Raw genomic sequence first — 24032 nt, 5'->3', positions numbered from 1 at the left:
TTCGAGGGTGCGCGATGAGCCGTTATCTTCGACCCGGGAGCATCGACGAGGCCGTGGGCCTGCTGTCCACGGACGCCGCCCTGCGCATCGTCGCCGGCGGCACGGACGTCTATCCGAGCCTCGGCGAGGCCGCCGCCCGCGCAGCCTTCCTCGACATCGCCCGCATCCCCGGCCTGCGCGGCATCGCCCGCGACGGCGATCACTGGCGCATCGGCGCGGCGACGACCTGGAGCGATGTCGTCCGCGCCCCCCTCCCCGCCTTCTTCGACGGGCTGAAGCTCGCCGGCCGCGAGGTCGGCGCGATCCAGATCCAGAACGCCGGCACGCTCGCCGGCAACGTCGTCAACGCCTCGCCCGCCGCCGACGGCACGGTCGCGCTGATGGCGCTCGACGCGTCCGTGGAGATCGCCGGGCGGGACGGGCGGCGGGTGGTGCCGCTCGGGGACTTCGTCACCGGCGTGCGGAGTGTCGCGCTCGCGCCGGGCGAGATCGTCACCGCGCTCCTCGTGCCGGACCGCCCGGCAACGAGCCGCGCGGGGTTCCTGAAGCTCGGCGCGCGGCGCTATCTCGTCATCTCGATCGCCATGGTGTCCGCCGTCGTCGACACCGACGAGACCGGCGCGATCGCGAAGGCCGGCGTCGCGGTGGGCGCCTGCTCGCCCGTGGCACGGCGGCTCCCGGACCTCGAGGCACGCCTCGTCGGCGTTCCGCTCTCCGAGGCGCCGGATGCCGTTCTCCCGAGCGACGCCGACACCCTCTCCCCCATCGACGACGTGCGTGCGCGTGCCGGCTATCGCCGCGAGGCGGCGATCACGCTCGTGCGCCGCACGCTCGCCGCCTGCGCAAAGGCCGCCCGATGACCTCGCTGTCGCATCGCGATACCGCCGCCGCCGCCGAGCCGCAGGTGAGCGTCACCGTCGACGGCAAGCCGCACACGTTGCGCGTCCCGCCCACCGCCCGCCTGTCGGACGTGCTGCGCGAGCGGTTGCGGATCGAGGGCGTCAAGGTCGGCTGTGACGCCGGCGATTGCGGCGCGTGCACGGTGATCCTGGACGGCGAGGCCGTCTGCGCCTGCCTCGTGCCCGCCGCACGCTGCGACGGCGTCGAAATCGTCACCGTGGAGGGACTCGCCGAGGGCGGGCGCCCGGGGCGGCTGCAGGAGGCGTTCTGGCGGCGCGGCGCAGCGCAATGCGGCATCTGCACGCCGGGCATGCTGACGAGCGCCGAGGCGCTGTTGCGCACCAACCCGAACCCGACCCGCGCGGACGTAGAGGAGGCGCTCGCCGGCGTGCTCTGCCGCTGCACGGGCTACGCCAAGATCGTCGACGCCGTGCTCGATTGCGCGGCGGGCGCGACCCTCGCGCCCGCGTTCGGCGCCGAAGCGGGCGCCGCCGTCGGGGCGCGTATCGACCGCCTCGACGGGCGCGCCAAGGTGATGGGCACGGACGTCTTCGGCGCCGACGCCTGGCCGGAGGGCACGCTCCTCGTGCGGGTGATCCGCAGCCCGCACCACCACGCCGCCTTCGCGCTCGGCGATCTCGACGCCTGGCGACGCGCCAACCCCGGCGTCGAGGCGATCCTCACCGCCGCCGACATCCCCGGCCGCAATATCCACGGCGTGATCCCGCCGCTCGCGGACCAGCCCGTTTTCGCCGAGCGGGTGGCGCGCTTCCGCGGCGAGGCGGTGGCGGCGATCGTCGGCGCGCGGGACGCGGTGCGCGCGCTGGACCTCGCGACCTTCCCCGTGACCTGGACGGAACTTCCCGCCGTCCTGACGCCGGCGGTCGCCCGCACCGAGGGCGCGCCCCTCGTCCACGAGACCCGCGCCGGTAATGTCCTCGTCCGCGGCTTCGTGCGCCGCGGCGATGCGGATGCGGCGCTGGCCGAGGCCGACGTCGTCGTCGAGGGGTCCTACACGACGGGCTTCGTCGAGCACGCCTACATCGAGCCCGAAGCCGGCTTCGCCCGGCGCGTCGGCGACCGTATCGAGGTGTCGGCCTGCACCCAGGCGCCGCACATGGACCGCGACGACCTCGCCGCCATCATGGCGCTGCCGGTCGATGCCGTGCGCATCGTCCCCACCGCGGTCGGCGGCGGCTTCGGGTCGAAGCTCGACCTCTCGCTCCAGCCCTTCGTGGCGCTCGCCGCCTGGGTGACCGGGCGGCCCGCGGGGATCGTCTATTCGCGCACCGAATCGATGGCATCCACCACGAAGCGCCATCCCTCCGCCATCACCGCGCGGATCGGCGCGAAGGCGGACGGCACGCTCCACGCCATGAACTTCGAGGGCACCTTCAACACCGGCGCCTACGCCTCCTGGGGGCCGACGGTGGCGAACCGCGTGCCGGTCCACGCCTCGGGGCCGTATCTGATTCCGAACTACGAGGCGCGCACGGCGGCGATCCACACCCACACGGTCCCCGCCGGCGCCTTCCGCGGCTTCGGCGTGCCGCAGGCCGCCGTGGCGCAGGAGACGCTGCTCGACGAGCTCGCCGACGCCCTCGGCATCGACCGGCTGGATTTCCGCATCCGCAACGCGTTGGCGAACGGCAAACCCACCGTGACCGGCCAGGTCTTCGCCCAGGGGGTGGGCATCCGCGCCTGCTTCGAGGCGCTGGTGCCGCATTGGCGGGAGCGGCGGGAGGCGGCGCGGGCGTTCAACGCGACGACGACGGGTCCACTGCGCCGCGGCGTCGGCGTCGCGGGCATGTGGTACGGCTGCGGCAACACCTCGATGTCGAACCCCTCCACCATACGCGCCGGGCTGACGCCCGACGGACGGCTCGTCCTGCACCAGGGCGCCGTCGATATCGGGCAGGGCTCGAACACCGTGATCGCGCAGATCTTCGCCGACGCGCTGGGGCTGCCGGTCGGGCAGGTCGCGCTGGTCGGCGCGGATACCGATCTGACGCCGGACGCCGGCAAGACCAGCGCCTCGCGCCAGACCTTCGTCTCCGGCGCCGCCGCCCTGCGCACCGGCGCGCGGCTGCGCGAGACGCTGCTGCTCCGCCTCAACGCGGGCCCGAACGCGCGGCTTTCCCTCGAGGGTACGGTCCTGCGCGCGGACGACGCGAGCCTCGATCTCGCGGCGCGCGAGCCCGATGCCGACGGCTTCGCCTTCTGCGCGGAGGAGACCTTCGACCCGCCGACCTCGCCGCTCGACGCGAACGGCCAGGGCGAGCCCTACGCGGCCTTCGGCTTCGGCGCACATCTCGCGGAGGTCGAGGTCGATATCGAGCTCGGCCGCGTGCGGGTGCTCGAGCTGGTCTGCGCCCACGACGTCGGACGTGCCGTCAACCCGACGCTGATCGAGGGCCAGATCGAGGGCGGCTCGGCGCAGGGGCTGGGCCTCGCGCTGATGGAGGAATACATCCCCGGCCGCACCGACAACCTGCACGACTACCTCATCCCCACGGTGGGCGACATGCCGCGGGTCACCTCGATCCTGATCGAGGAGGCGGACGCCCACGGCCCGTTCGGCGCCAAGGGCATCGGCGAGCAGGTGCTGATCCCCACCGCGCCGGCGATCCTCAACGCCATCCGCGACGCGACGGGCGTTCTCGTGCGCGACCTGCCGGCGACGCCCGACAAGATCCACGCGGCGCTGGCCGCCGCCCGTGCCGCGGGAGGCCGGCCATGAGCCGCGACGCTCCCGAGATCGACGGGGCCGGGACGGTCGCCCCCCCGCCCCCCGGCAAGATCCGCTGCGACGCCTGCCCCGTCCTCTGCTACATCGCGGAGGGTCGCTCGGGCGCGTGCGACCGCTACGCCAACGTGGAGGGCGTCCTCACCCGCGTCGATCCGCTGGTGATGCTGGAGCGCGCGGTGGAGCACGGCGACGCGGTGACGCCGTTCCTCGGCGAGGGCGCCGAGTGGGACGGCGCCTTGGCCCCCTCCCCGTCCCGCTTCGTCACCGCCATCGGCGCCGGCACCACCTATCCGGACTACAAGCCAGCGCCCTTCATCGTGTCCTCGCGGGTCGAGGGCGTCGACATGGTCACGGTCGTGACCGAGGGCATCTTCAGCTATTGCGGCGTCAAGGCGAAGATCGACACCGACCGGCATCTCGGGCCCGAGCGGGCGCTGGTGCGCTACGGCGGCGAGCCGATCGGGCACGTGACGACGGGCGAATACGGCTCGCAGATGCTCTCGCTCGGCGGCGTGCATCATCTCACCGGCGGCTCGAAGAAAGAGGGCCGGATGACCTGCGAGGCGCTGCTCGCGCTGTGCAACAAGCAGGCCGTCGAGCTCGCTGTCGACGACGGCGTCTCGATCGTGGTGCAGGCCGGCGCGCCGCCGATCATCGACGGGGTCGTCGAGCACCGCATGCGGGTCGGCTGCGGCTCGGCCGCGATCGGCATGTTCGCCAAGCAATGGTTCGAGCACGTGGACGAGGTCGTCGTCGTCGACGACCACATCACCGGCGTCCTCTCCGAGCACCAGGCCGGCAAGCTGCTGGACGTGCCCCCGACGGGGATCAAGCTGCGCGGTCGCCGCTCGACGCCGGGCCGCTACTTCCGCGTCGCCGAGCCGGGCTCCGGCTGGGGCGGCACGAACATCGAGGACCCGCTGACCATCCTCGAGCCCTTCGATCCGAAGGTGGCACGCCCCGGCACGACGCTGCTCATGGTCTCGACCACCGGCGACCACGCGGCCTATTTCGTGCTCGACGGAGCCCTGAGCCCCGTCGAGACGCCGATGCCGGAGGCGGTGCGCGCCAGCGTCGAGCGGGTGCAGGAGAATTGCGAGCCGGCTCTGTGTTCGGTGCTCTTCATCGGCGGCGCCGGCGGCTCGCTGCGCGCGGGCGTCACCGAGAATCCCGTGCGGCTCACCCGCTCGGTGAAGGACGCACTCACCCGCGTCACCTCGGGCGGCGCGGAGGTCTACGTCTGGCCGGGCGGCGGCATCACCTACATGGTGGACGTAACGCGCCTGCCCGACAACGCCTTCGGCTACGTGCCGACGCCGGCGCTGGTGGCGCCGATCGAGTTCACCATGACTCTCGAGGACTACCGCGCGCTCGGCGGCTACGTGGAGGCGGTGCGGCCGCTCTCCTCGCTCGGCGACGTCGAGCGGCAGGTCGCCCTGCCCGCTGCGGACGGCGAGGCCTGGCCGTTCGACGCGCGGCATTTCCCCAAAGCCCTTTCGCCTAAGGCGCTGGCCGGCGACCGGGGGACCCGCTGATGCAGCGCGCCGCTCACCGCATCCTGCCGGACGGGCGGCGCCTGCACCTGCATCACGGACCGATCGACGTCGTCGCCGAGGCGTTCGGGCCGGACGACGCGGTGGCGGCGGCTTACGCCCGAGCCATCGCGCGGTTCGAGACGGTGCTCGACGAACTCGTCGCCGAGCTGCCGATCCTGCGCCGGCCCGTCGCCGCGGGCGAGCCGCCCGTGAGGGGCGAGACGGCGCGGATCATGTGGGCGGCGGCCGCGCGCTTCCGGCCGGCCTTCGTCACGCCGATGGCGGGCGTCGCGGGCGCGGTCGCGCAGACCGTGCTCGCGGCGATCACCGCGGACCCGGCGATCTCCCGCGCCTATGTCAACGACGGCGGCGACATCGCGCTCCACGTCGCCCCCGAGGCCGAGCCGTTGACGGCGCGCATCGCCGTCGATCCCGGCACGCCGCGGAGCCCGGGCGACCTCGTCGTCGGGCCGGAATCGCCCATCCGCGGGATCGCGACGAGCGGCCGGCACGGGCGCAGCCATTCGCTCGGCATCGCCGACAGCGTCACGGTCGTGGCCACGTCCGCCGCCGTCGCCGACGTCGCCGCGACGCTGATCGCCAATGCGGTCGACCTGCCCGGGCACCCGGCGGTGCGGCGCGCGCCCGCATCGACGCTCTCGCCGGATTCCGATCTCGGCGAGCGGCTCGTCACCGTCGGCGTGGGAGCTTTGTCCGCGAAAGAGGTCGAATCCGCCCTCGACGCGGGCGAGCGGATGGCCGAAGACTACGTCGCGGCGGGGCTGATCGCGGGCGCACTCGTCGTGCTCGGCGGCGTCGCGCGCGTGGTGGGGAACCCGCCGCTCCGGCGGATCGACGACGAGAACACGAAGAGGGGGATGCTGCCGTGGCCGACATCGCCGTCCGCAAGGACGTCCTGATCATCGAGGAAATCCGGCACGAGGGCGGCCCTGCGGCCGCCGAGCCGCAGAAGAAGGGCGCGATCCTCACCGTGATCGCGAACCCCTTCGCGGGCGGCTATGCACCGGACATCGCCGGCTTCATGGACGACCTGAAGCCGCTCGGCGTCGCCATGGCGAAGAAGCTCATCGATGCGCTCGGCGGCGACCCGAAGGCGATCCAGGGCTACGGCAAGGGCGCCATCGTCGGCGTCGCGGGCGAGATCGAGCACGGCGCGCTCTGGCACGTGCCGGGCGGCTACGCGATGCGCGAGGCGCTGGGCGGCGCGCTCGCCATCGTGCCCTCGACGAAGAAGGTCGGCGCCGTCGGCGCGCGGCTCGACGTGCCGATCACCCATGTCGACGCCTCCTACGTGCGCTCGCACTTCGACGCGATGGAGGTCGGCGTCCCGGACGGGCCTCGACCGGACGAGCTCGCCTACGTGCTCGTGATGACCACCGGCGGGCGCGTCCACGCCCGCATCGGCGGGCTGACGCCCGAGGGCATCACGGTGCGCGACGGCCAACGCTGAACGACGACGCCGCTCGTCGAGCGGCCCGTCGGCAGAGGGGAACCCCGCGAAAGAATGCGGGATCGAGACGAGAACGGGAGCCAAAGACCATGAAGCATCTCACCAGCACGGCGCTCGCCGTCGTCCTCGCGACCGTCGGCCTCGCCGGCGGCGCGCAGGCGCAGGAGACCCGCGAATTCCGCATCGGCATGATCACCCCGCCGGCGCACGTCTGGAACCAGGAAGCCGCCGCCATGAGCGAGACGCTCTCCGAGCTCTCGGACGGACGCTTCTCCGTCGTCGTCTTTCCCTCCGGGCAGCTCGGCAACGAATCGACCATGCTCCAGCAGCTCCAGACCGGCGCGCTCGACATGGCCTTCCTGACGACGGCGGAGGTGACGACCCGCGTGCCGGACATCGCCGCCCTGCACGCGCCCTTCCTCGTCGACGACATCGCGGGCGCGGCCGCGATCCTGCGCAGCGCGCCCGCCGAGGAGATGCTGGAGAAGCTTCCCGCCGCCACCGGCACCGTCGGACCCTGCTTCGCCATGACCGGCATGCGCCAGCTGATGACGCGCGAGCCGATCGAGGACGTGGGAGACCTCTCCGGCAAGCGCTTCCGCATCACGCCCGCGCCCGCGATCCGCACCTTCTTCGAGATGCTCGGCGCCGCGCCCGCGCCGATGCCGCTCACCCAGGTCTACGACGCGCTCGCCAACGGCCAGATCGACGCGATCGACATGGATTTCGAGTCGATCATCAACTTCCGCTACTACGAGCACGCCCCGAACATGATGGTGACGAACCACCACATGTTCGGCATGGTGGCCCTCGTCTCCGGCCGCGTCTGGGCCGGCCTCCCGGCCGACGATCAGGCGATCGTGCGCGAGGCGGTGCAGACGCATTGCGACGCGATCATCGATCGCTTCGTCGCCGAGGAGGACGGCAAGCTCGCGCGCCTGAAGGAGGTCGACGGCCTGACCATCGTCGAGGACGTCGGGCCGGAGTTCTTCGGCGACGTCGTCGCGCGGTGGGACGCGATGTGGGCGGAGCAGACGCCCTACGTCGCGACCCTGCGCGAGTTCGCCGCCGGGCTCTGAGCCCCGATGTAGCCCGATCGCCCGCCTGGCGGCGGGCGATCGCCTCGCTGCCGAGGAGGAGCGCCCCCGTGCCGATCGCGACCGCCGTGCGCCGCCTGTCCGATCTCCTGGCGCGCATCGACAGGCTGTTCCTGATCTGCCTCGTCGCGGGCATGGCGCTCCTCGTCTCCGCGAACGTGGCCCTGCGCCTGGGCGGCGTCATCCTCGCCTGGGCCGACGAGATCGCCGTCTACATGATGATCATGACCGGCTTCGTCGGCGCCTCGCTGATGCTGCGGGCGCGCAGCGATCCGTCGGTGAACCTCCTCCAGGAGGTGGTCTCGCCGGGGATCGCGCGCGTTCTGCGCATCGTCGTCGCGATCGTCGCCTTCGCCTTCGGCCTCTTCCTGTTCTGGACCTGCTGGCGCTGGTTCGACCTGCCGCGCCTCGCGGCCGTGGGCTTCGACGTCCGCGCCTTCGAGGGTGCGAGCTTCAATTTCATCTACACCGAGGTGACGCCGGTGCTCGGCCTGCGCAAGGCCGCGTTCTTCCTCGTCGTCCCCTGGTTCGCGCTCACCGCGACCGTCCATGCCGCGACGAACCTGCTCGAGGAGCTCGGCCTCGTCGAGCCGCTCGTCGGCGGCGACGACGCGATCGTCGGCGAAGGCTGAAAGACCCCCATGACCGCTGGCGTCTTCCTCGTCCTCCTCGTCCTCGGCGTGCCGATCGGCCTCGTCCTGTGCTGGTCGGCGGTGGCCTTCATCTACGGCTCGGGGAACGCCGTCCTGCTCGACTCCTACCCGCTGCAGCTGTTCCAGAGTCTCGACAATTTCGGGCTGCTCGCCATCCCGCTCTTCATCCTGATCGGCGAGATCATGAATGCCGCGGGCATCACGACCCGGCTCGTGCGCCTCGCCGCCGCCTTCATCGGCGCGGTGAAGGGCGGGCTCGCCTACGTCAACCTGCTGGCCAACATGCTGGTCGCCTCGATCCTCGGCTCCGCCACGGCGCAGATCGCCATGATGAGCCAGGTGATGGTCCCGGAAATGGAGAAGGCGGGCTACGACAAGGGCCTCGCGGTCGGCATCACCGCCTTCGGCGGCCTGCTCGGGCCGATCATCCCGCCCTCCATCGTCTTCGTGGTCTACGCGGTCCTGGCGCAGGTCGCCGTGCGCGACATGCTGGTGGCGGGCATCATCCCCGGCCTGATGCTGTCGGGCCTCTTTCTCGGGACGATCGCGTTCCTGGGCCGCAAGTACGCCTATCCGCGCGGCGAGACGCTGCCCTGGAGCGCGCGGCTGCGGGCGGTGCTCGAGGCGCTGCCGATGCTCGCGATCCCCGGCGTCATCGTCGGCACCATCGTCGGCGGCGTCGCCTCGCCCACGGAGAGCGCCGCCATCGGCGCGGTACTGGCGACGCTGATCGGCCTCGTCTACACGCGCAAGCTGCGCTTCGCCGACTTCCCGAAGATCCTGGTGCGCACGGGGCTCAACACCGCGCTCGTGCTCTTCCTCGTCGCCGCGGCGGGCGTGTTCTCCTGGGTGCTCGTCTTCGGCCAGGTGCCGCAGACGGCGGCCGCGTACATCCAACAGATCGCGACGACGCCCACCGCCTTCATGCTGCTGGTGCTCGTCGCGCTCTTGCTCGTCGGCACCGTGATCGACGGCATTCCCGGGCTGATCATGGTCGTCCCGATCCTCCTGCCGATCGCGACCGGCGTCTACGGCATCGATCCGCTGCATTTCGGCGTCTTCGTCTCGGTCAACCTCATCCTCGGCCTGCTCTCGCCCCCCGTCGGCATCGGGCTCTACGTCGCGGCGAGCGTCTCGGGCGTGAGCGCCATGCGCGTCTTCGCCGTGACGATCCCGTTCTTCCTCGTGAGCTGCGTGGCGCTCGTGCTGCTCGCGTTGTTTCCGTGGCTGTCGCTGGCGCTGCTGTGATGGCGCCCCACCGATCCGATACGGCTAGCCCAGCCGCTTGAGCAGGCGCACCAGCGTCGCCTGCTCCGTCCGCGACAACGGCGCCAGCGTCATGCGGGTGATCTCGCTCGCCATCGGCAGCACACGGCCGATCGTGCGCCGACCCTCCGCGGTGAGCTGGACGAGGTGCATGCGGCGATCCTCGGGCGCGGGCACCTTCTCGACGAGGCCGCGCTCGACGAGCCGCACGACGACGCCGTTGATCGTGGAATTGTCCATCGCCGTCTGGCGCCCCAGCGAGTTCTGCGAGGCGGGGCCGACCTCGTTGAGCTTCGCCATCACCGCGAATTGCTGCGCCGTGAGGCTCTCGGGCATGTGCGCGGCGAAGATGCTCAGGTGGCGCTGGTGGGCCTTGCGGATGAGAAAGCCGATCTGCGCGTCGAGCACGTAAGCGCGCTTGCGCACCGGCTTGGCGGCGGCGTCGGGCGCCTCCACCGTCGGCGCGGGCGGCGCATCCGCGCCGGCCGGCGTCTTCCTCGCGCGCGTCGCCATCCCCATCCCTTCCAGAGGCTCGATCGGACCGCCCGCGCGGCACGCGGGCTCACCCGCAATACACGCCCGGCGGCGCAAGGAAAACTCACGGGCCCCGTCGCGCCGGCGACGAGCGCCCGAGCGGACGGCCCCGCGGAACGGACCCGCCCGCCTCGACGTTCCCGACCGCGAACCACCCGAAACGGTCGCCTCGCGGAGCCCGTCGCCTCGCGGAGCCCGGCGCATGTCCACACCCCTGGGGAGCACGTCATGCTGAAGTTCATCGGCGGCACGATCGGAATCGTCTTCCTGATCGGCCTTCTCGTCGTGATCGGCCTCCTCGCCCTGATCTTCTGATCCCGGGGTCTTCCATCTCGGTCAGGAGAGCTTTCCACGCTCGCGGATGTAGTCCTCGCTCGTGCGTGGACGGGGACGCTCGGTCGCGTGCGGGTCGAAGCTCTCGTTCACCACCGCCTGGACGCGGCAGTCCTCGCACATCTGCAGGACGCGCAGGCGGCGCTCGCCGTCCGCGCCGGCGAACATCCAGTGGCGCCCGCCGAGCTTCTCCATCACGCGCTCGATCGTGGAGCGCGTGCCGAAGGCCTTGCCGCATTCCACGCAACAGAAGGGCTCCTCCTCCTTGATCACGCGCCTGGGCGCGTCCCAGGCGGCGAAGTCGAGACGGGGCTCGAGCGTGATGACGCCCTCCGGGCAGGTGGCGGCGCACAGGCCGCACTGCACGCACAGGCTCTCGGTGAAGCGCAGCATCGGGCGCTCGGAATTGTCGGAGAGCGCGTCCGCCGGGCAGGCGGAGACGCACGAGAGGCACAAGGTGCAGCCCTCGACGTCGACCACGATCCCTCCGAAGGGCGCGCCCGCCGCGAGCGGCACCACCGGCACCGGGGTCGGCGCGACGCGGTGGAGTTCGCGGAAGGCGATCTCGAGCAATTGGCGCTTCTTCGGCTGGGCGAGGAAGGCGGCCGGCACCGCCGCACCCGCCCCTTCCCGCGCCCGCGCCGCCGCATGCGCGGCCGCGCCGAGCGCATCGGGATCGTCGGTCTCGATCACGGCGACCGGGTTCTCGCCGAAGCCCAGCGCCGTCAGGATGGTGTTCACCGTCTCCACCGTGCGCGCGAGGCCGTCGAGCGGGTGCTTGGGCTTCTCCCGTGCCAGGAACAGCGCGCCCGCCGCGCCGTAGGCGAAGAGCGCGGCCAGCGTCTCCGGGCCGACCTGCCCGATCTCGTTGACGGCGACGGGGATCACGCTCGCCGGCAGCCCGTCGCCGAAGCGCGCGAGCGCGTCGACGAGCGGCTCGCCGTGCTCCGCGTCGTGGAAGAGCACCACCGCGTCGCGCCCGCCCGCCTCGCGGAAGGCGCGCATCATCACCCGCAGCCGCGCCACGAGATCGCCGACGGCCGGGAGCGCGTAGGAGGCCGCGCCCGTCGGACAGGCGGCGGCGCACTGCCCGCAGCCGGCGCACACGGCCGGGTCGATCGCGACGTGATCGCCGGCGGGCGAGATGGCGCCCGTGGGGCACAGGTCGAGGCAGCGCGTGCAGCCGACGATCTTCGAGCGGGAATGCGCGCACAGGCCCGCGTCGAAGTTCACGTAGCGCGGCTTGTCGAAGGTGCCGACGAGGTTCGCCGCCTCGAACAGCACCCGCTCGACGGCGACCGGGTCGCGCGGGTCGGCGCGAAGGTAGCCGGGGCGCAGGTCGTGGGCGGGGAAGAGAGGGGTCCCGCCGGTGAGGTCGATCACGACGTCGCAGGCGGACGTCGCGCCGTCGCGGGCGGGGCCGAAGTCGAGGCGCGCACGCGAGGCCGGCGAGGGGGCGGCGTAGTCGTCGATCGTCAGCTCGAAGGCACCGAGATGGCCGGAGGCGTTGCGAACGCGCCCCTTCAGGACGGGAAAGTCCGCCTTGCGCGGGGGCACGATCGCGACGGGGCGGTCGAGCAGCACGGTGACGTCGAGGTGGTCGGCCAGGCGCCGGGCCGCCTCGATCGCGACCTCGTCGCGGCCGAGCACCAGGGCGACGCCCTCGCTCTCCAGCGTGACGAGGGCGGCGTCGGACACCGGCACGCTCGCCATGGCGAGGAGCGCCGCCATCTTAGGCCCCGCCGCCGCGGCGTCGGACGACCAGCCGCCGGTCTCGCGGACGTTGGCGAGCGCGTAGGGCGCGACGTCGCCCGCGGCGTCCGCCGCATCGGCGAAGGCGCCCTCCTCCTGGGTGCAGCCGATCGTCACCGGCGCGCCGCTCGCGAAGGCGGCCTCGAGGCGGCCGATCTCGGCCCGGCAGAGCTGCGTCGCCGTCTCGAGCCGCCCGCCGCAGCCTTTCGCCAGGGCCTCGGTATCGAGCGGCATGCTCCGCTCGCAGGAACAGGCGAAGACGATGCGATCGGGCTGTGACATGACGCGGCGGACCTTCGCGAGCGTTGGGTGATGCTCTTGCCGTGAACCGGTTTATATTGGAATAGACCCAAGGAAGGGCGCTTGGAAAGCCGCCCAGACGAGGAAACGCAGCGTGCCGTCGCCCCACGTGGTCGCAGCCGCCCCCGGGCTCGACCTTCCCCCCCTGTTCACCCCCGTGCGCCTGCGCGAATCCGGCGACGCCTTCGCCCATGCCCGCGCGATCGCCGCCGAGGCCGGCGCCGGCACCTTCGTGCATGTCGGGCGCTACGATCTCGTCGAGTTCGCCGTCGTGCTCGAGCCCGAGGAGCCCCTCGCCTCGGCGCGGCGCGCCTTCTTCGCCGGCATGGCCGCGCTGGCGGACGCCATCGCGGCGCATTGCCCGCCGGAGAAGGCGGTGGAGTTCGTCTGGCCCGGCACGATCCTCTACGACGGGGCGCTGATCGGCGGCGGCCGGCTCGCCTGGCCGGACGGGTGCGCCGAGGCCGAGGAGCCCGCCTGGCTCGTCTTCGGCGCCCAGCTCATCGCCGCGCGGCTGATGGTCGGCGAGGCCGGGCTCGCCCCCGATTCGACCTCCCTCGAGGAAGAGGGCTTCGCGGATCCGCACTCCCTGATGGGCAGCTTCGCACGCCATCTCATGCTCCACGTCGACGCCTGGACGAACCGCGGCTTCCGCAGGGTGGCCGACCCGTATCTGGCGCGGCTGAAGAAGGAGAAGGCCGGCGAGCGGCGCGGAATCGACGGAAACGGCGATCTGCTCGTCCACCGTCACGGCGTGACGGGCGCCGAGCGCCGCGCGCTGCTGCCGGGCCTCGCGGCCTGCGCCTGGTACGATCCGAGCCGCAAGGGACCTCGACTGAGGGGGCCGCGCCCGTGAAGCTCCCGCGCACAATCCGGCTCGATCCGTCCGACACCTTCGTCTTCGCCACGCCGGCGGAGCCGGGGCGCTTCGCGGTGACCGGCTCCTTCCTCTTCCTCGACGCCGACCCCGAGACGATGACGGGCAAGGAGCGCGCCGCCTTCCGCGCCGGCTTCGCCGACGTCGAGGCGCTCGGCTTCTCGACGCTCGTCGTGGTCTCGCCGGCGACCGCCGAGGAGCGCGACGCGGCGACCGAGGCGCTGGCGATGCAGATCGCCGCCCGCTTCTCGGCACCGACGATGGACCACGCCCGCGCCGCGGCGGCCGAGGAGATCGCCTACGCCGCCTCGCTCTGCGCGGAGCACGCGGAGGGTACGCTGATCGCGCTCCATCGGACGATCCGGGACGGCCGGCTCGTCGAGCAGTTCCGCACCCTGCGCCACCGCGACGCCGGCGCGCCCGGCGCCGACCGCCTGCACAGCCACGCGAAGGCGTTCATCGTCGTCGAGAGCGAGGACGAGGAGGCGCCCGAGGAACGGGTCGATCTCGTCGACATGATGAAGGGCCGCGCGCCATGAGGGAGTTCTGGGTCTCGAGCGGCCACCACCTCACCCGCCGCACGCCGGAGGGTGCGCTCGCGGTGACCGACGAGCTGCTGCTGGCCTATCTCGCCCGGCCCGAGATCCTGCCGCCGGAGGAGGCCTGCGGCGCCGAGCGAGCGCTCCACGCCGCCCTCATGCGCGATCCGCGTCGGTCGATCGCGCCCGCCGAGATCGCGGCGCTCGCCGATCCGGACGCGCGGGAGAACTGGGAGTTCCTCGCGGGCTTCCGCGACCGCCTCGTTTCGGCCGGCACGATCGAGGCGGCCTACGCCCGCATCGTGCGGGAGGGCGCCGTCGTGCCGCCGCTGTTCCTGTCGCAGATGGTGCACCTGATCCTGCGCAATGCGCTCGACGGCTGCGGGGACCCCTACACGCTGCGCGCCGCGGAGCTGTTCTTTCGCCCGCAGAAGGTCTCGACCCGGGAGGGCTCGACGCTGCTCGCCGACCTCGAGCTGATCGAGGAGTTCGAAGCGAAGGGGCCCGCCTCGCCGCTGGTCTCCATGCTCGGCAAGTCGCTCACGGACGAGCTCGACGTCCTCGACGACGGCAATTCCTGGACCTACTGGAGCCGCTCGGACGCCCACACGATGGCGCTCCCCCTCGGCTCCGCGCCCAAGGCCCGCGACGGTCTCGCCCGGGCGATCGAGGCCTTCGTGTCGCACATGCACGGCGTGTCCTGCACGGTGACGCCCGTCGAGCGCATCGAGGACCCCTCCTGGCGCTGGTTCGTGGGCCTCGACGCGGAGGCGACCGCCATCGGCAACCGCCTCTGGCGCGGCGAGCCGGTGGGATACGACGACCACGCGCGGATCCTGTGCCTGCTGCGCCTCGATCTCGGCGGGGACGCGCCGGTCGCGCCCCGTGCGGCGGGCGCGCCGATCTGGCTCATCCTCGCCATGAACGAGGACAAGGTGGTGCGCGTGAAGCCGCAGAACCTGGTGACGGGCCTGCCGCTGGTGGGGAGGGGATGATGGACGCGGCGCCGATGCAGGCTCTCCCCTCTCCCTCGTGGCTCGCCGATTCACGCATCTCCTGCACCGGTCTCGGCTCTGGACGACCTGTGCCGGGAAGACGGCCGAAGGATGTCGGCGACCCTGTCCTTCCCTGTAGGGGAAGGTGGATCGGCGCCGAAGGCGACGAGACGGATGGGGCGCGCGGGACGCGCGTTCGGCGAAGCCGAAGTGCGACGGCGGCAGCGGAAACCGGGGCTTCCGCGTCGCGGAACGCGTCGCTTCGCGCCGCGCCCCATCCGTCACCGGCTGCGCCGGCGCCACCTTCCCCTACAGGGAAGGAGAAGGCCTGTATCTGCGTCGCGGGGTCCGATGTTCGCCGTGACGTCCCGCAAACGTGTGCATCGACTAGCCACGAGGTGAGGGGAGACCGTCGGCGGACTGCATCAGGGAATGCTGGCCTTGCCCCTTACGGTGCTCGCATGGATGCACCGACGCTCCACTGGAACCCGGAATCACACGGCGGAGCGACGGCCCCATGACCCACCTCACCCTCGGTATCGTCGCGCGCCGCCGCGAGACGGGCAATCGCTGGGCCCCCGTGTCCTGGGCGCCGTCCGCCGTGCTGCCCGCCGCGCCGGAGACCGCGCCCTGGACGCGGCTCGCCGCGGAGGGGACACAGGAGACCTGGTACGTCGGGCCGGCCTCGCTCGACCTGCATCCCGGCGAAACGGCGCACTATCGCGACAATCTCGGCTCGGGCCGCCCGTCGGTGTGGGTGGCGCTGCGGCGCGACGGCGAGCGACTCGGGGTCGCCGCGGTCAGCGTCGATCCCTACGAGGGGGAGGCGCTCGCCGGCGACGAGGCGCTCGTCCTGGAGGCGCTGCCGATGCCCGCCGAGGTCGAGGCTCTGGTCGCGGCCTTCGTGGCCGCGTTCCACGTCGAGCGGGAGTTCTACAAGCGCAAGCGCAGGCCCGCCGACCCGAACGCGCTCGCCCGCCGCCCGCCGCGGGTGCTCGGCCTCGATCCCGACGAGGAGGACGGGCGATGAGCGGGGAAGGCTTCCTCTCGCGCTGGTCGCGTCGGAAGAGGGAGGAGCTTCGCGAGGAAGCGCCCGAGGCGCCGCCCGCATCGGCGGCGAGCGCCCTCCCCGCCCCGGCGCCGGAGCCCGCGCCCGAGCCGGAGCCGGAGCCGCTCCTCCCGGAGGAGGAACTCGCCGCGCTTCCGCCGATCGAGACCATCGACACGACCACCGACATCACGGGCTTCCTGCGCAAGGGCGTCCCCGCCGCCCTGAAGAACGCCGCGCTGCGCCGCGCCTGGGCGACCAACCCCGCGATCCGGGACTACCTCGATCCCGCCCGCGAGTACGCCTACGACTGGAACGTCCCCGGCGGCGTCCCGGGCGACGGTCCGCTCGGGCCGGGATTCGACGCCAGGGCGGTGGCGGATCGGCTCTTCGGCAAGCGCGAGACGGAGCTCGCCGAGGCGAGCCCGGCGCCGGAAGCGGGCGCGCAGGCGGATGCCGGCATGGGTGAGACGCCAACATCGCCTGCGCAGAATGCGCAACACAATAGGGACACAAATCACGAGGAATCCGTGGAGATCCCGACGAGGGACACGCCTCCTGCGACGGAAAGCACGGCCGCGCATGAGTTTCGCGAGCCGGCTGCGGACACCGTGGCGGCGGGACCGCGTCCGAACGCCGCGGACACGCGCCCGCGTCCGCGACGCCACGGCGGCGCCGCCCCCGTCTGAAGTCGTTCGAAAGAAGCTTGCCAGTCGTCCATAGCCACGTACTATGGAACCGTTCGAATGAGGCCGTCCCGAGAAGGCGGCAGGACCAGAAGACGGACCGGGGAAGCGCATGCGGGACGAAGGGCTCGATCTGGCGATCCGTGCCGCCGGCGGCGTCGGCGCACTCGCGCGTACGCTCGGCATCTCCCAGCCCTCCGTCTCCAACTGGAACCGGATCCCGGCGGAGCGCGTGCTCGCGGTCGAGACCGCCACGGGCGTCTCCCGCACGCGGCTGCGGCCGGACCTCTACCCGCAGGGCGGCGAGGCGGACGCCGACGGCGCGGTCGACGAGATCGACCTGCTGCGTGCCCGCGAGTACGATCTCATCGCTCACCTGCTCGGGAAGGCCCCCACCGCCGAGACGCTGGAGGCGCTGCGCGGCCTACGGGGCGATTCGAGCCCGCTCGGCATGGCGCATCTCGCGCTCGCCGACGCGGCGTCGCGGATCGGGCCGGAGGCGGCGAGCCGGGAGTACTTCGATCTCTTCATAGGGCTCGGGCGCGGGGAGCTGCTGCCCTACGCTTCGTTCTACCTCACGGGGTTCCTGCACGAGCGGCCGCTCGCCGCGGTGCGCGCCGACCTCGAGTCGCTCGGGCTCGAGCGCGAGGGTGGGCTGAAGGACCCGGAGGACCACATCGCCATCCTCTGCGACGTGATGGCCGGCCTCGCCGGGCGTCGCTTCGACGCGCAGGACGGCGCCGAGCGCGGCTTCTTCGAGCGGCACCTGAAGCCGTGGGCCCCGCGCTTCTTCGCGGATCTGGAGATCGCCCCCTCGTCGCGGCTGTACAGGGCCGTCGGCGTGGTGGGCCGGACCTTCCTCGAGATCGAGGCGGAAGCCTTCGAAATCGGGGACTGACCTGTCGAACGGACCCGCCCCGACGGGTCCAAGGTGGAGGAGAGGGTATGCGCAAGGCCCCCAAGGACGAGGGCGCCCCCGAGGCGCTCGATCGGCGCGGCTTCCTGAGAGCCGTCGGCGGAGCCGGCAGCGTGGCTGCCGCCGTCGTCGTGTCGCCGCTCGCCGTAGGCGAAGCGGAGGCGTCGGAGACGGCCGACGAGAAGATCAAGGCGCGCTACCAGGAAACGGCGCACGTCCAGGCCTTCTACCGCACCAACCGCTACTGAGGAGGCGGGTTCGATGCTCGTCAAGCGCAAGACACACGCCACGTCCGGCGAGGGCCGCCGCGCCCGCCATCCCGCCATCGTCGCGGGGCTCGTCAATCAGGCGATCGATCGCCGCACCTTCCTGCGCCGCTCCGGCCTCGCCGTCGGCGGGCTGGCCGCCGCGGGCTCGCTCTCGCTCGGCGCGGTGCGCAAGGCCGAGGCCGGCCCGATGGTCGAGGGCGTCGCCATCGAGACCAGGAAGAACATCTGCACCCACTGCTCGGTGGGCTGCACGGTGATCGCGGAGGTCCAGAACGGCGTCTGGGTCGGCCAGGAGCCGGCCTGGGAGAGCCCGATCAACCGCGGCACGCACTGCGCCAAGGGCGCGTCCGTCCGCGAGCTGGTCCACGGCGACCGCCGCCTCAAGTACCCGATGAAGATGGTCGGCGGGCAGTGGGTCCGCACCACCTGGGACGAGGCGCTCACCGAGATCTCCGCCAAGCTCGGCACCATCCGCGAGCAGTCCGGCGCCGATTCGGTGTTCTGGCTCGGCTCGGCGAAGTTCTCCAACGAGGGCGCGTATCTCTACCGCAAGCTCGCCGCCTTCTGGGGCACGAACTCGGTCGACCACCAGGCGCGCATCTGCCACTCGACCACGGTCGCGGGCGTCGCCAACACCTGGGGCTACGGCGCCCAGACGAACTCCTACAACGACATCCGCAATTCCAAGACCATGATCATCATGGGCGGGAACCCCGCGGAGGCGCATCCGGTCTCGCTCCAGCACGTGCTCTCGGGCAAGGAGCTGAACCAGGCGAACATGATCGTCATCGATCCGCGCTTCACGCGCACCGCCGCCCACGCCACCGAGTACGTCCGCATCCGTCCCGGCACCGACATCCCGGTGATCTGGGGCATGATGTGGCACATCTTCGAGAACGGCTGGGAGGACGAGGACTTCATCGCCAAGCGCGTCTACGGCATGGACGAGGTGCGCAAGGAAGTCGCCCGTTGGACACCCGAGGAGGTCGAGCGCGTCTCCGGCGTGCCCGGCGAGCAATTGAAGCGCGTCGCCGAGCTGTTCGCGACGCAGAAGCCCTCGACGCTGATCTGGTGCATGGGCGCCACGCAGAAGACGGTCGGCACCGCCAACGTGCGCGCCTACTGCAACCTGCTGCTCGCCACCGGCAACGTCGGCTCGGAAGGTACGGGCGCCAACATCTTCCGCGGCCACTGCAACGTGCAGGGCGCGACGGATCTGGGCCTCGACGTCACCTCGCTGCCGCTCTACTACGGCCTCGGCGAGGGCGGCTGGCGGCACTGGGCGCGGGTCTGGGAGGTCGAGTACGACTGGCTGCAGGCGCGCTTCGACGAGGTCCCCGCCAAGGGTGGCCGCGACGCGCGCGACCGCAAGGCCAACATGGAGACCCCCGGGATCACCACCACCCGCTGGTTCGACGCGGTGATGATGAACCCCGACGAGGTCGACCAGCGCGACAACGTCAAGGCGATGATGGTGTTCGGCCACGGCGGCAACACCGTCACCCGCATGCCGGAGGTCGCCGAGGGCTTGAAGCGCCTCGACCTCCTCGTCGTCGCCGACCCGCACCCGACCACCTTCGCGGTGCTCGGCGAGCGGACCGAGAACACCTACCTCCTGCCGATCTGCACCCAGTTCGAGTGCTCGGGCTCGCGCACGGCCTCGAACCGCTCGATCCAGTGGGGCGAGAAGGTGGTCGAGCCGATCTTCGAATCGGCGAACGACTACTGGGTGATCTACGAGCTCGCCAAGAAGCTCGGCTTCGCCGACCGGATGTTCAAGAACATCGAGATGGTGGAGGGCAAGTTCGGCCCCGAGCCGCAGCCCGAGAGCGTCCTCTCCGAGATCAACCGCGGCGGCTGGTCGACCGGCTATTGCGGCCAGTCCCCGGAGCGTCTCAAGGCGCACATGGCCAACCAGGGCGCCTTCGATCTCGTCACCCTGCGCGCGCCGCGCGACGTGGCGGACGTCGGCGGCGACTATTACGGCCTGCCCTGGCCGTGCTGGGGCACGCCGGAGATCCGCCATCCCGGCACGCACATCCTCTACAACACGAACCTGCACGTGAAGGACGGCGGCGGCGCCTTCCGCGCCCGCTTCGGCGTGGAGCGCGAGGGCGTGACGCTGCTGGCCGAGGGCTCGGCGCCGGTCGGCTCGGAGCTGACGGACGGGCATCCCGAGTTCACCTACGGCGTCCTCAAGACGCTGGGCTGGGACGGCGACCTCACGCCCGCGGAACGCGCACGCATCGAGCGCCAGGGCGGCGAGAACGCCGATGCGGTCTCCTGGTCGACCGACCTCTCGGGCGGCATCCAGCGAGTCTGCCTCGAGCGCGGCGCGATCCCCTTCGGCAACGGCAAGGCCCGGGCCATGGCCTGGAACCTGCCCGACCCGGTGCCGGTCCATCGCGAGCCGATCTACACCGCGCGCCCCGACCTCGTGGCGCAGTACCCGACCCGTGACGACTTCCGCCAGCAGCGCGTGCCGAACATCGGCCACACCGTGCAGAAGACGGCGATCGAGAAGAGCATCGCCCGCGACTTCCCGATCATCCTCACCTCCGGCCGTCTGGTCGAGTACGAGGGCGGCGGCGAGGAGACGCGCTCCAACCCCTGGCTCGCCGAGCTCCAGCAGGACATGTTCGTCGAGATCAACCCGGCGGACGCGGCGGAGCGGGGCATCGGCGAGGGGCAGCTCGTGTGGGTCACCGGCCCGGAGGGCGGCTCGAGGACGCGGGTCAAGGCGCTCGTCACCGAGCGCGTGGGCCGCGGCGTGGCCTTCATGCCGTTCCACTTCGCCGGCTGGTTCCAGGGCGTCGACCAGCGCTCCAAGTACCCGCAGGGCACGGACCCGATCGTGCTCGGCGAGTCCGTCAACACCGTGACCACCTACGGCTACGACCCCGTGACCGGCATGCAGGAGACCAAGGTCACCCTGTGCCAGATCGCGGCCGCGTGAACGAGGGATAGCGACAATGGCTCGGATGAAGTTCCTCTGCGACGCGGACCGGTGCATCGAGTGCAACGCCTGCGTCACCGCCTGCAAGAACGAGCACGAGGTGCCGTGGGGCATCAACCGCCGGCGCGTCGTCACGATCAACGACGGCCTGCCCGGCGAGCGCTCGATCTCGATGGCCTGCATGCACTGCACGGACGCGCCCTGCGCCGCCGTGTGCCCGGTCGACTGCTTCTACACGACGGTCGACGCCGTCGTGTTGCACTCGAAGGACCTGTGCATCGGCTGCGGCTACTGCTTCTACGCCTGCCCGTTCGGCGCGCCGCAATACCCGCGTGTCGGCAATTTCGGCTCGCGCGGCAAGATGGACAAGTGCACCTACTGCGCGGGCGGCCCCGAGGCCGACATCACCATGGCGGAGTACGAGAAGTACGGCGCCAACCGTCTCGCCGAGGGCAAGCTGCCGATCTGCGCGGAGATGTGCTCGACCAAGGCGCTGCTCGCCGGTGACGGCGAGATCATCGCCGAGATCTACCGCGAGCGCGTGGTCACGCGCGGCTACGGCTCGGGCGCCTGGGGCTGGCAGACGGCCTACAAGGAGACGGTCGCGATCTGAGGCGCGGCTCGACGTGCGGCGGGGCGCGCCCCGCCGCCGGACCGCCTCGTTTTCACAGGTTAGGGAAGGAACGTCCCATGCTCCGCGCGAGCCTCACCTCCATCGCGAAGGGCGCCCGCACCGCGCTCGCCGCATTCGCGCTCCTCGGCCTCGCCGTCGTGCTCCTGCCGAGCGACGCGCTGGCGCAGGCCCAGTCCGTCAATCCCACCGCCTCGGCCGTCACCGAGGAGCAGCTGCTCCAGGCGCTCCGGCCCGGCGGCGAGATCGCCGGGCGCGTGTCGATCCCCGACCAGAAGGCGACGGGCCTGATCAAGCCCGGCGGCCAGGACTGGCGCGCCTTCCACCAGGGGGCGATGTTCTGGATCACCACGGTGGCGCTGCTCGGCATGGTCGCGATCGTCCTGGCCTTCTACGCCGTGCGCGGGAAGATCACGATCGATTCCGGCCTTTCCGGCATGAAGATCCTGCGGTTCAACGCCTTCGAGCGCTTCGTGCACTGGCTCACCGCCGGCTCGTTCCTCATCCTCGCGCTGACGGGGCTCAACCTCGTGCTCGGCCGCTTCGTGCTCATGCCGCTGTTCGGCGCGGAAGCCTTCGCCACGGCCACGCAGATCGGCAAGTACGCGCACAACTACCTCGCCTGGCCCTTCATGGCCGGCCTCGTCTTCATGCTCGCCGTGTGGATCAAGGACAACATCCCCGATCGCACGGACGTCGCCTGGCTCAAGGCCGGCGGCGGGCTCCTGAAGAAGGGCGTGCACCCGGACGCGAAGAAGTTCAATGCCGGCCAGAAGGGCATCTTCTGGTCCGTCATCATCGGCGGCGCGGCGCTCTCCGTCACCGGCGTGCTGCTGCTCTTCCCCTACCTCGCAGGCGGTTACGCCGATTGGCAGCTCGTCCAGATCATCCACGGCATCGTGGCGGCGGTTCTCGTCGCGATCATGGTCGGGCACATCTACATCGGCTCGGTGGGCATGCAGGGCGCCTTCGACGCCATGGGCTCCGGCGAGGTGGACTACAACTGGGCGCGCGAGCACCATTCGCTCTGGGCGGAAGAGGCGCGCCGTGCGCAGGGCGGCGCCTCCCCGGGAACGCCCGGCGCGCACCCGGCCCCGCAGCCGGCCGAATGACGCATCCGCGGCCCCGCGGGCCGCGGTCGAGACGAGAAGGCCCGGCGCGGGGGACCGCGGCGGGCCTTCGCATGCTCGGGATCGGGCCCGCGGGTCAGAGCGCGAACGGCGTGCCCGCGCCGGTCCCGGGAACGCCGAGCCGGCGCGCCACGGCGGCGCCGATGTCGGCGAAGCTCTCCCGCCGGCCGAGCTCGCGGGGCGCGATCCCCGGCCCGAAGGCCAGCACGGGCACGTGCTCTCGGGTGTGGTCCGAGCCGGTCCAGGTCGGATCGTTGCCGTGGTCGGCGGTGAGCACCACGAGATCGCCGGGCGCGAGCGCCGCCTCGATCTCCGGAACGCGCGCGTCGAAGGCCTCGAGGCAGGCGGCGTAGCCGGGCACGTCGCGGCGATGGCCGAACTCCTGGTCGAAGTCGACGAGGTTGGCGAAGACGAGCCCGCCGTCGGGCAGACGCGCGAGGGCGGCGAGCGCCGCGTCGAGATTCGCCGCGTTGCCGTGGCCCTTCACCTCCTCGCCCGTGGCGCGGTGGGCGAAGATGTCGCCGATCTTGCCGACCGAGACGACGGCACGCCCTGCCCGCGCGAGCACGTCGAGGAGCGTGTCCGCCGGCGGCGGCAGGGCGTAGTCCTTGCGGTTGCCGGTGCGCGTCCAGCCGCTCTCAGGCGTGCCGACGAAAGGCCGGGCGATGACGCGCCCGACCTTGTAGGGGGTGCACAGCTCCCGGGCGATCGCGCAGGTGTCGTAGAGCCGCTCGAGCCCGAAATGCGCCTCGTGCGCGGCGATCTGGAAGACCGAATCCGCGGACGTGTAGCAGATCGGCGCGCCGGTGCGGATGTGCTCGGCGGCATGTTCCTCGATGATCGCCATGCCGTTCGCATGCTTGTCGCCCAGGATGCCCGGCAGCCCCGCCCGCGCGATCAGGGCATCGGTGAGCGCCGTCGGGAAGGTCGGCTCGGTGCGCGGGAAGGTGCCCCAGGCGAAGGGCACCGGGCAGCCCATGATCTCGTAGTGCCCCGACGGGGTGTCCTTGCCGGCGGAGGTCTCCACCGCGTAGCCGAAGGCGCCCGCCGGCCCTCCGGGCGGCGGTGCGAGATCCGGCAGCGAATCGGCCAGCCGGGTGGAGGCGGCGTGCGCGAGGCCGATGCCCAGCCGGGCGAGATTGGGGACGCGCAGCCGCCCCTCGCGCAGGCCCGCGCGATCGCCCCGCCCGTCCCGGCAGGCGACGACGATGTGGCCGAGCGTGTCCGAGCCGGCATCCGAAGTCTCGTCGCCGTAGGCGTGCGCGTCCAGCGCGCCGCCGATGCCGACGGAATCGAGGACGATGACGAGCGCGCGGGGCATCCTGGCGTTTCCTTCTTCATGGGAGGCCGACGCGGCCGGCGGCGTCTCGTCGTGCGCGTCGAACGCCCTCTCGT

The 24032-nt window shown here is 71.9% G+C and carries 22 protein-coding genes; 19 read left to right on the top strand and 3 right to left on the bottom strand.

Going from position 1 to position 24032, the window contains the following annotated elements:
- The first annotated feature begins 14 nt into the window (after positions 1-14).
- The 8 genes from AB9M23_RS01105 (at position 15) to AB9M23_RS01070 (ending at position 9653) form a co-directional block, all read left to right on the top strand.
- A complete protein-coding gene (locus AB9M23_RS01105) occupies positions 15-860 on the top strand; it encodes an FAD binding domain-containing protein (RefSeq protein WP_372421787.1) in 846 nt (281 codons plus the stop codon).
- The gene (locus tag AB9M23_RS01100) at positions 857-3640 is read left to right on the top strand and encodes a molybdopterin-dependent oxidoreductase (RefSeq protein ID WP_372421785.1); all 2784 of its coding nucleotides are present in this window, start codon (positions 857-859) and stop codon (positions 3638-3640) included. Before AB9M23_RS01105 ends, AB9M23_RS01100 begins: the two co-directional genes overlap by 4 nt.
- Positions 3637-5184: a 6-hydroxynicotinate reductase gene (locus AB9M23_RS01095; protein WP_372421784.1), complete on the top strand. Its 1548-nt coding sequence runs from the start codon at positions 3637-3639 to the stop codon at positions 5182-5184. Before AB9M23_RS01100 ends, AB9M23_RS01095 begins: the two co-directional genes overlap by 4 nt.
- Positions 5184-6104 carry a UPF0280 family protein gene (locus tag AB9M23_RS01090; protein WP_372421783.1) on the top strand — a complete coding sequence of 307 codons (921 nt, stop codon included), beginning with the start codon at positions 5184-5186 and terminating at the stop codon, positions 6102-6104. The genes AB9M23_RS01095 and AB9M23_RS01090 overlap by 1 nt, the downstream gene beginning before the upstream one ends.
- A complete protein-coding gene (locus tag AB9M23_RS01085; RefSeq protein ID WP_372421781.1) occupies positions 6071-6655 on the top strand; it encodes an amino acid synthesis family protein in 585 nt (194 codons plus the stop codon). The genes AB9M23_RS01090 and AB9M23_RS01085 overlap by 34 nt, the downstream gene beginning before the upstream one ends.
- A gap of 89 nt (positions 6656-6744) precedes the next feature.
- Positions 6745-7734 (top strand): TRAP transporter substrate-binding protein, encoded by a 990-nt coding sequence (locus AB9M23_RS01080; protein WP_372421779.1) that lies wholly within the window; start codon positions 6745-6747, stop codon positions 7732-7734.
- Between the two features lie 68 nt (positions 7735-7802).
- Entirely contained in the window at positions 7803-8384 is a 582-nt protein-coding gene (locus AB9M23_RS01075) for a TRAP transporter small permease (RefSeq protein ID WP_372421778.1), read from the top strand.
- A gap of 9 nt (positions 8385-8393) precedes the next feature.
- Positions 8394-9653: a TRAP transporter large permease gene (locus tag AB9M23_RS01070; protein ID WP_372421776.1), complete on the top strand. Its 1260-nt coding sequence runs from the start codon at positions 8394-8396 to the stop codon at positions 9651-9653.
- Positions 9654-9677: 24 nt separating this feature from the next.
- Here the strand turns inward: AB9M23_RS01070 and AB9M23_RS01065 are convergent, their stop codons facing one another.
- A complete protein-coding gene (locus tag AB9M23_RS01065) occupies positions 9678-10184 on the bottom strand; it encodes a MarR family winged helix-turn-helix transcriptional regulator (RefSeq protein ID WP_372421774.1) in 507 nt (168 codons plus the stop codon).
- A 249-nt stretch (positions 10185-10433) separates the two neighbouring features.
- On the opposite strand from AB9M23_RS01065, the gene AB9M23_RS22565 reads away from it, so the two are divergent.
- Positions 10434-10520, top strand: a complete 87-nt coding sequence (locus tag AB9M23_RS22565; RefSeq protein WP_443726241.1) for a small membrane protein YohP — start codon at positions 10434-10436, stop codon at positions 10518-10520.
- A 21-nt stretch (positions 10521-10541) separates the two neighbouring features.
- Here AB9M23_RS22565 and AB9M23_RS01060 read toward each other — a convergent pair whose 3' ends face one another.
- On the bottom strand, positions 10542-12524 hold the full coding sequence (locus AB9M23_RS01060) for a 4Fe-4S binding protein (protein WP_372421773.1): 1983 nt from the start codon (positions 12522-12524) through the stop codon (positions 10542-10544).
- A gap of 160 nt (positions 12525-12684) precedes the next feature.
- Between AB9M23_RS01060 and AB9M23_RS01055 the strand changes: the two genes are divergently transcribed.
- The 10 genes from AB9M23_RS01055 (at position 12685) to AB9M23_RS01010 (ending at position 22619) form a co-directional block, all read left to right on the top strand.
- Positions 12685-13446 (top strand): biotin/lipoate--protein ligase family protein, encoded by a 762-nt coding sequence (locus AB9M23_RS01055; protein ID WP_372421771.1) that lies wholly within the window; start codon positions 12685-12687, stop codon positions 13444-13446.
- Positions 13443-14006, top strand: coding sequence for a DUF6505 family protein (locus AB9M23_RS01050; RefSeq protein WP_372421770.1), 564 nt, complete (start codon positions 13443-13445; stop codon positions 14004-14006). The genes AB9M23_RS01055 and AB9M23_RS01050 overlap by 4 nt, the downstream gene beginning before the upstream one ends.
- The gene (locus AB9M23_RS01045) at positions 14003-15001 is read left to right on the top strand and encodes a DUF6352 family protein (protein ID WP_372421768.1); all 999 of its coding nucleotides are present in this window, start codon (positions 14003-14005) and stop codon (positions 14999-15001) included. Before AB9M23_RS01050 ends, AB9M23_RS01045 begins: the two co-directional genes overlap by 4 nt.
- A 517-nt stretch (positions 15002-15518) precedes the next feature.
- Positions 15519-16031 carry a DUF3305 domain-containing protein gene (locus AB9M23_RS01040; RefSeq protein WP_372421767.1) on the top strand — a complete coding sequence of 171 codons (513 nt, stop codon included), beginning with the start codon at positions 15519-15521 and terminating at the stop codon, positions 16029-16031.
- Positions 16028-16738 (top strand): DUF3306 domain-containing protein, encoded by a 711-nt coding sequence (locus tag AB9M23_RS01035; RefSeq protein WP_372421766.1) that lies wholly within the window; start codon positions 16028-16030, stop codon positions 16736-16738. The genes AB9M23_RS01040 and AB9M23_RS01035 overlap by 4 nt, the downstream gene beginning before the upstream one ends.
- Positions 16739-16847: 109 nt before the next feature.
- On the top strand, positions 16848-17633 hold the full coding sequence (locus AB9M23_RS01030; RefSeq protein WP_372421764.1) for a Cro/CI family transcriptional regulator: 786 nt from the start codon (positions 16848-16850) through the stop codon (positions 17631-17633).
- A gap of 47 nt (positions 17634-17680) precedes the next feature.
- On the top strand, positions 17681-17899 hold the full coding sequence (locus AB9M23_RS01025) for a twin-arginine translocation signal domain-containing protein (protein ID WP_372421762.1): 219 nt from the start codon (positions 17681-17683) through the stop codon (positions 17897-17899).
- A 13-nt stretch (positions 17900-17912) separates the two neighbouring features.
- Positions 17913-20876 carry a formate dehydrogenase subunit alpha gene (locus AB9M23_RS01020; protein ID WP_372421760.1) on the top strand — a complete coding sequence of 988 codons (2964 nt, stop codon included), beginning with the start codon at positions 17913-17915 and terminating at the stop codon, positions 20874-20876.
- Between the two features lie 16 nt (positions 20877-20892).
- Positions 20893-21489 (top strand): formate dehydrogenase FDH3 subunit beta, encoded by a 597-nt coding sequence (gene fdh3B, locus AB9M23_RS01015; RefSeq protein WP_372421758.1) that lies wholly within the window; start codon positions 20893-20895, stop codon positions 21487-21489.
- Between the two features lie 77 nt (positions 21490-21566).
- On the top strand, positions 21567-22619 hold the full coding sequence (locus AB9M23_RS01010) for a formate dehydrogenase subunit gamma (protein WP_372421756.1): 1053 nt from the start codon (positions 21567-21569) through the stop codon (positions 22617-22619).
- A gap of 94 nt (positions 22620-22713) precedes the next feature.
- On the opposite strand, the gene AB9M23_RS01005 is transcribed toward AB9M23_RS01010, so the two are convergent.
- On the bottom strand, positions 22714-23958 hold the full coding sequence (locus AB9M23_RS01005; protein WP_372421754.1) for a phosphopentomutase: 1245 nt from the start codon (positions 23956-23958) through the stop codon (positions 22714-22716).
- Positions 23959-24032 lie beyond the last annotated feature (74 nt).

Origin of the sequence: Salinarimonas chemoclinalis (assembly GCF_041514305.1) — a bacterium.
GTDB lineage: Bacteria > Pseudomonadota > Alphaproteobacteria > Rhizobiales > Beijerinckiaceae > Salinarimonas > Salinarimonas chemoclinalis.
Note: the sequence above shows the minus strand (reverse complement) of the source record. Positions and strands in the feature narration are given on the sequence as shown.

Excerpts from the sequence above, each read along its gene's own strand:
- AB9M23_RS01030 (WP_372421764.1), top strand. The coding sequence starts at position 16,848 with ATGCGGGACGAAGGGCTCGATCTGGCGATCCGTGCCGCCGGCGGCGTC.
- AB9M23_RS01080 (WP_372421779.1), top strand. The coding sequence starts at position 6,745 with ATGAAGCATCTCACCAGCACGGCGCTCGCCGTCGTCCTCGCGACCGTC.
- fdh3B (WP_372421758.1), top strand. The coding sequence starts at position 20,893 with ATGGCTCGGATGAAGTTCCTCTGCGACGCGGACCGGTGCATCGAGTGC.
- AB9M23_RS01010 (WP_372421756.1), top strand. The coding sequence starts at position 21,567 with ATGCTCCGCGCGAGCCTCACCTCCATCGCGAAGGGCGCCCGCACCGCG.
- AB9M23_RS01005 (WP_372421754.1), bottom strand. The coding sequence starts at position 23,958 with ATGCCCCGCGCGCTCGTCATCGTCCTCGATTCCGTCGGCATCGGCGGC.
- AB9M23_RS01095 (WP_372421784.1), top strand. The coding sequence starts at position 3,637 with ATGAGCCGCGACGCTCCCGAGATCGACGGGGCCGGGACGGTCGCCCCC.
- AB9M23_RS01045 (WP_372421768.1), top strand. The coding sequence starts at position 14,003 with ATGAGGGAGTTCTGGGTCTCGAGCGGCCACCACCTCACCCGCCGCACG.
- AB9M23_RS01065 (WP_372421774.1), bottom strand. The coding sequence starts at position 10,184 with ATGGCGACGCGCGCGAGGAAGACGCCGGCCGGCGCGGATGCGCCGCCC.
- AB9M23_RS01060 (WP_372421773.1), bottom strand. The coding sequence starts at position 12,524 with ATGCCGCTCGATACCGAGGCCCTGGCGAAAGGCTGCGGCGGGCGGCTC.
- AB9M23_RS22565 (WP_443726241.1), top strand. The coding sequence starts at position 10,434 with ATGCTGAAGTTCATCGGCGGCACGATCGGAATCGTCTTCCTGATCGGC.
- AB9M23_RS01105 (WP_372421787.1), top strand. The coding sequence starts at position 15 with ATGAGCCGTTATCTTCGACCCGGGAGCATCGACGAGGCCGTGGGCCTG.
- AB9M23_RS01040 (WP_372421767.1), top strand. The coding sequence starts at position 15,519 with ATGACCCACCTCACCCTCGGTATCGTCGCGCGCCGCCGCGAGACGGGC.
- AB9M23_RS01090 (WP_372421783.1), top strand. The coding sequence starts at position 5,184 with ATGCAGCGCGCCGCTCACCGCATCCTGCCGGACGGGCGGCGCCTGCAC.
- AB9M23_RS01035 (WP_372421766.1), top strand. The coding sequence starts at position 16,028 with ATGAGCGGGGAAGGCTTCCTCTCGCGCTGGTCGCGTCGGAAGAGGGAG.
- AB9M23_RS01070 (WP_372421776.1), top strand. The coding sequence starts at position 8,394 with ATGACCGCTGGCGTCTTCCTCGTCCTCCTCGTCCTCGGCGTGCCGATC.
- AB9M23_RS01020 (WP_372421760.1), top strand. The coding sequence starts at position 17,913 with ATGCTCGTCAAGCGCAAGACACACGCCACGTCCGGCGAGGGCCGCCGC.
- AB9M23_RS01100 (WP_372421785.1), top strand. The coding sequence starts at position 857 with ATGACCTCGCTGTCGCATCGCGATACCGCCGCCGCCGCCGAGCCGCAG.
- AB9M23_RS01025 (WP_372421762.1), top strand. The coding sequence starts at position 17,681 with ATGCGCAAGGCCCCCAAGGACGAGGGCGCCCCCGAGGCGCTCGATCGG.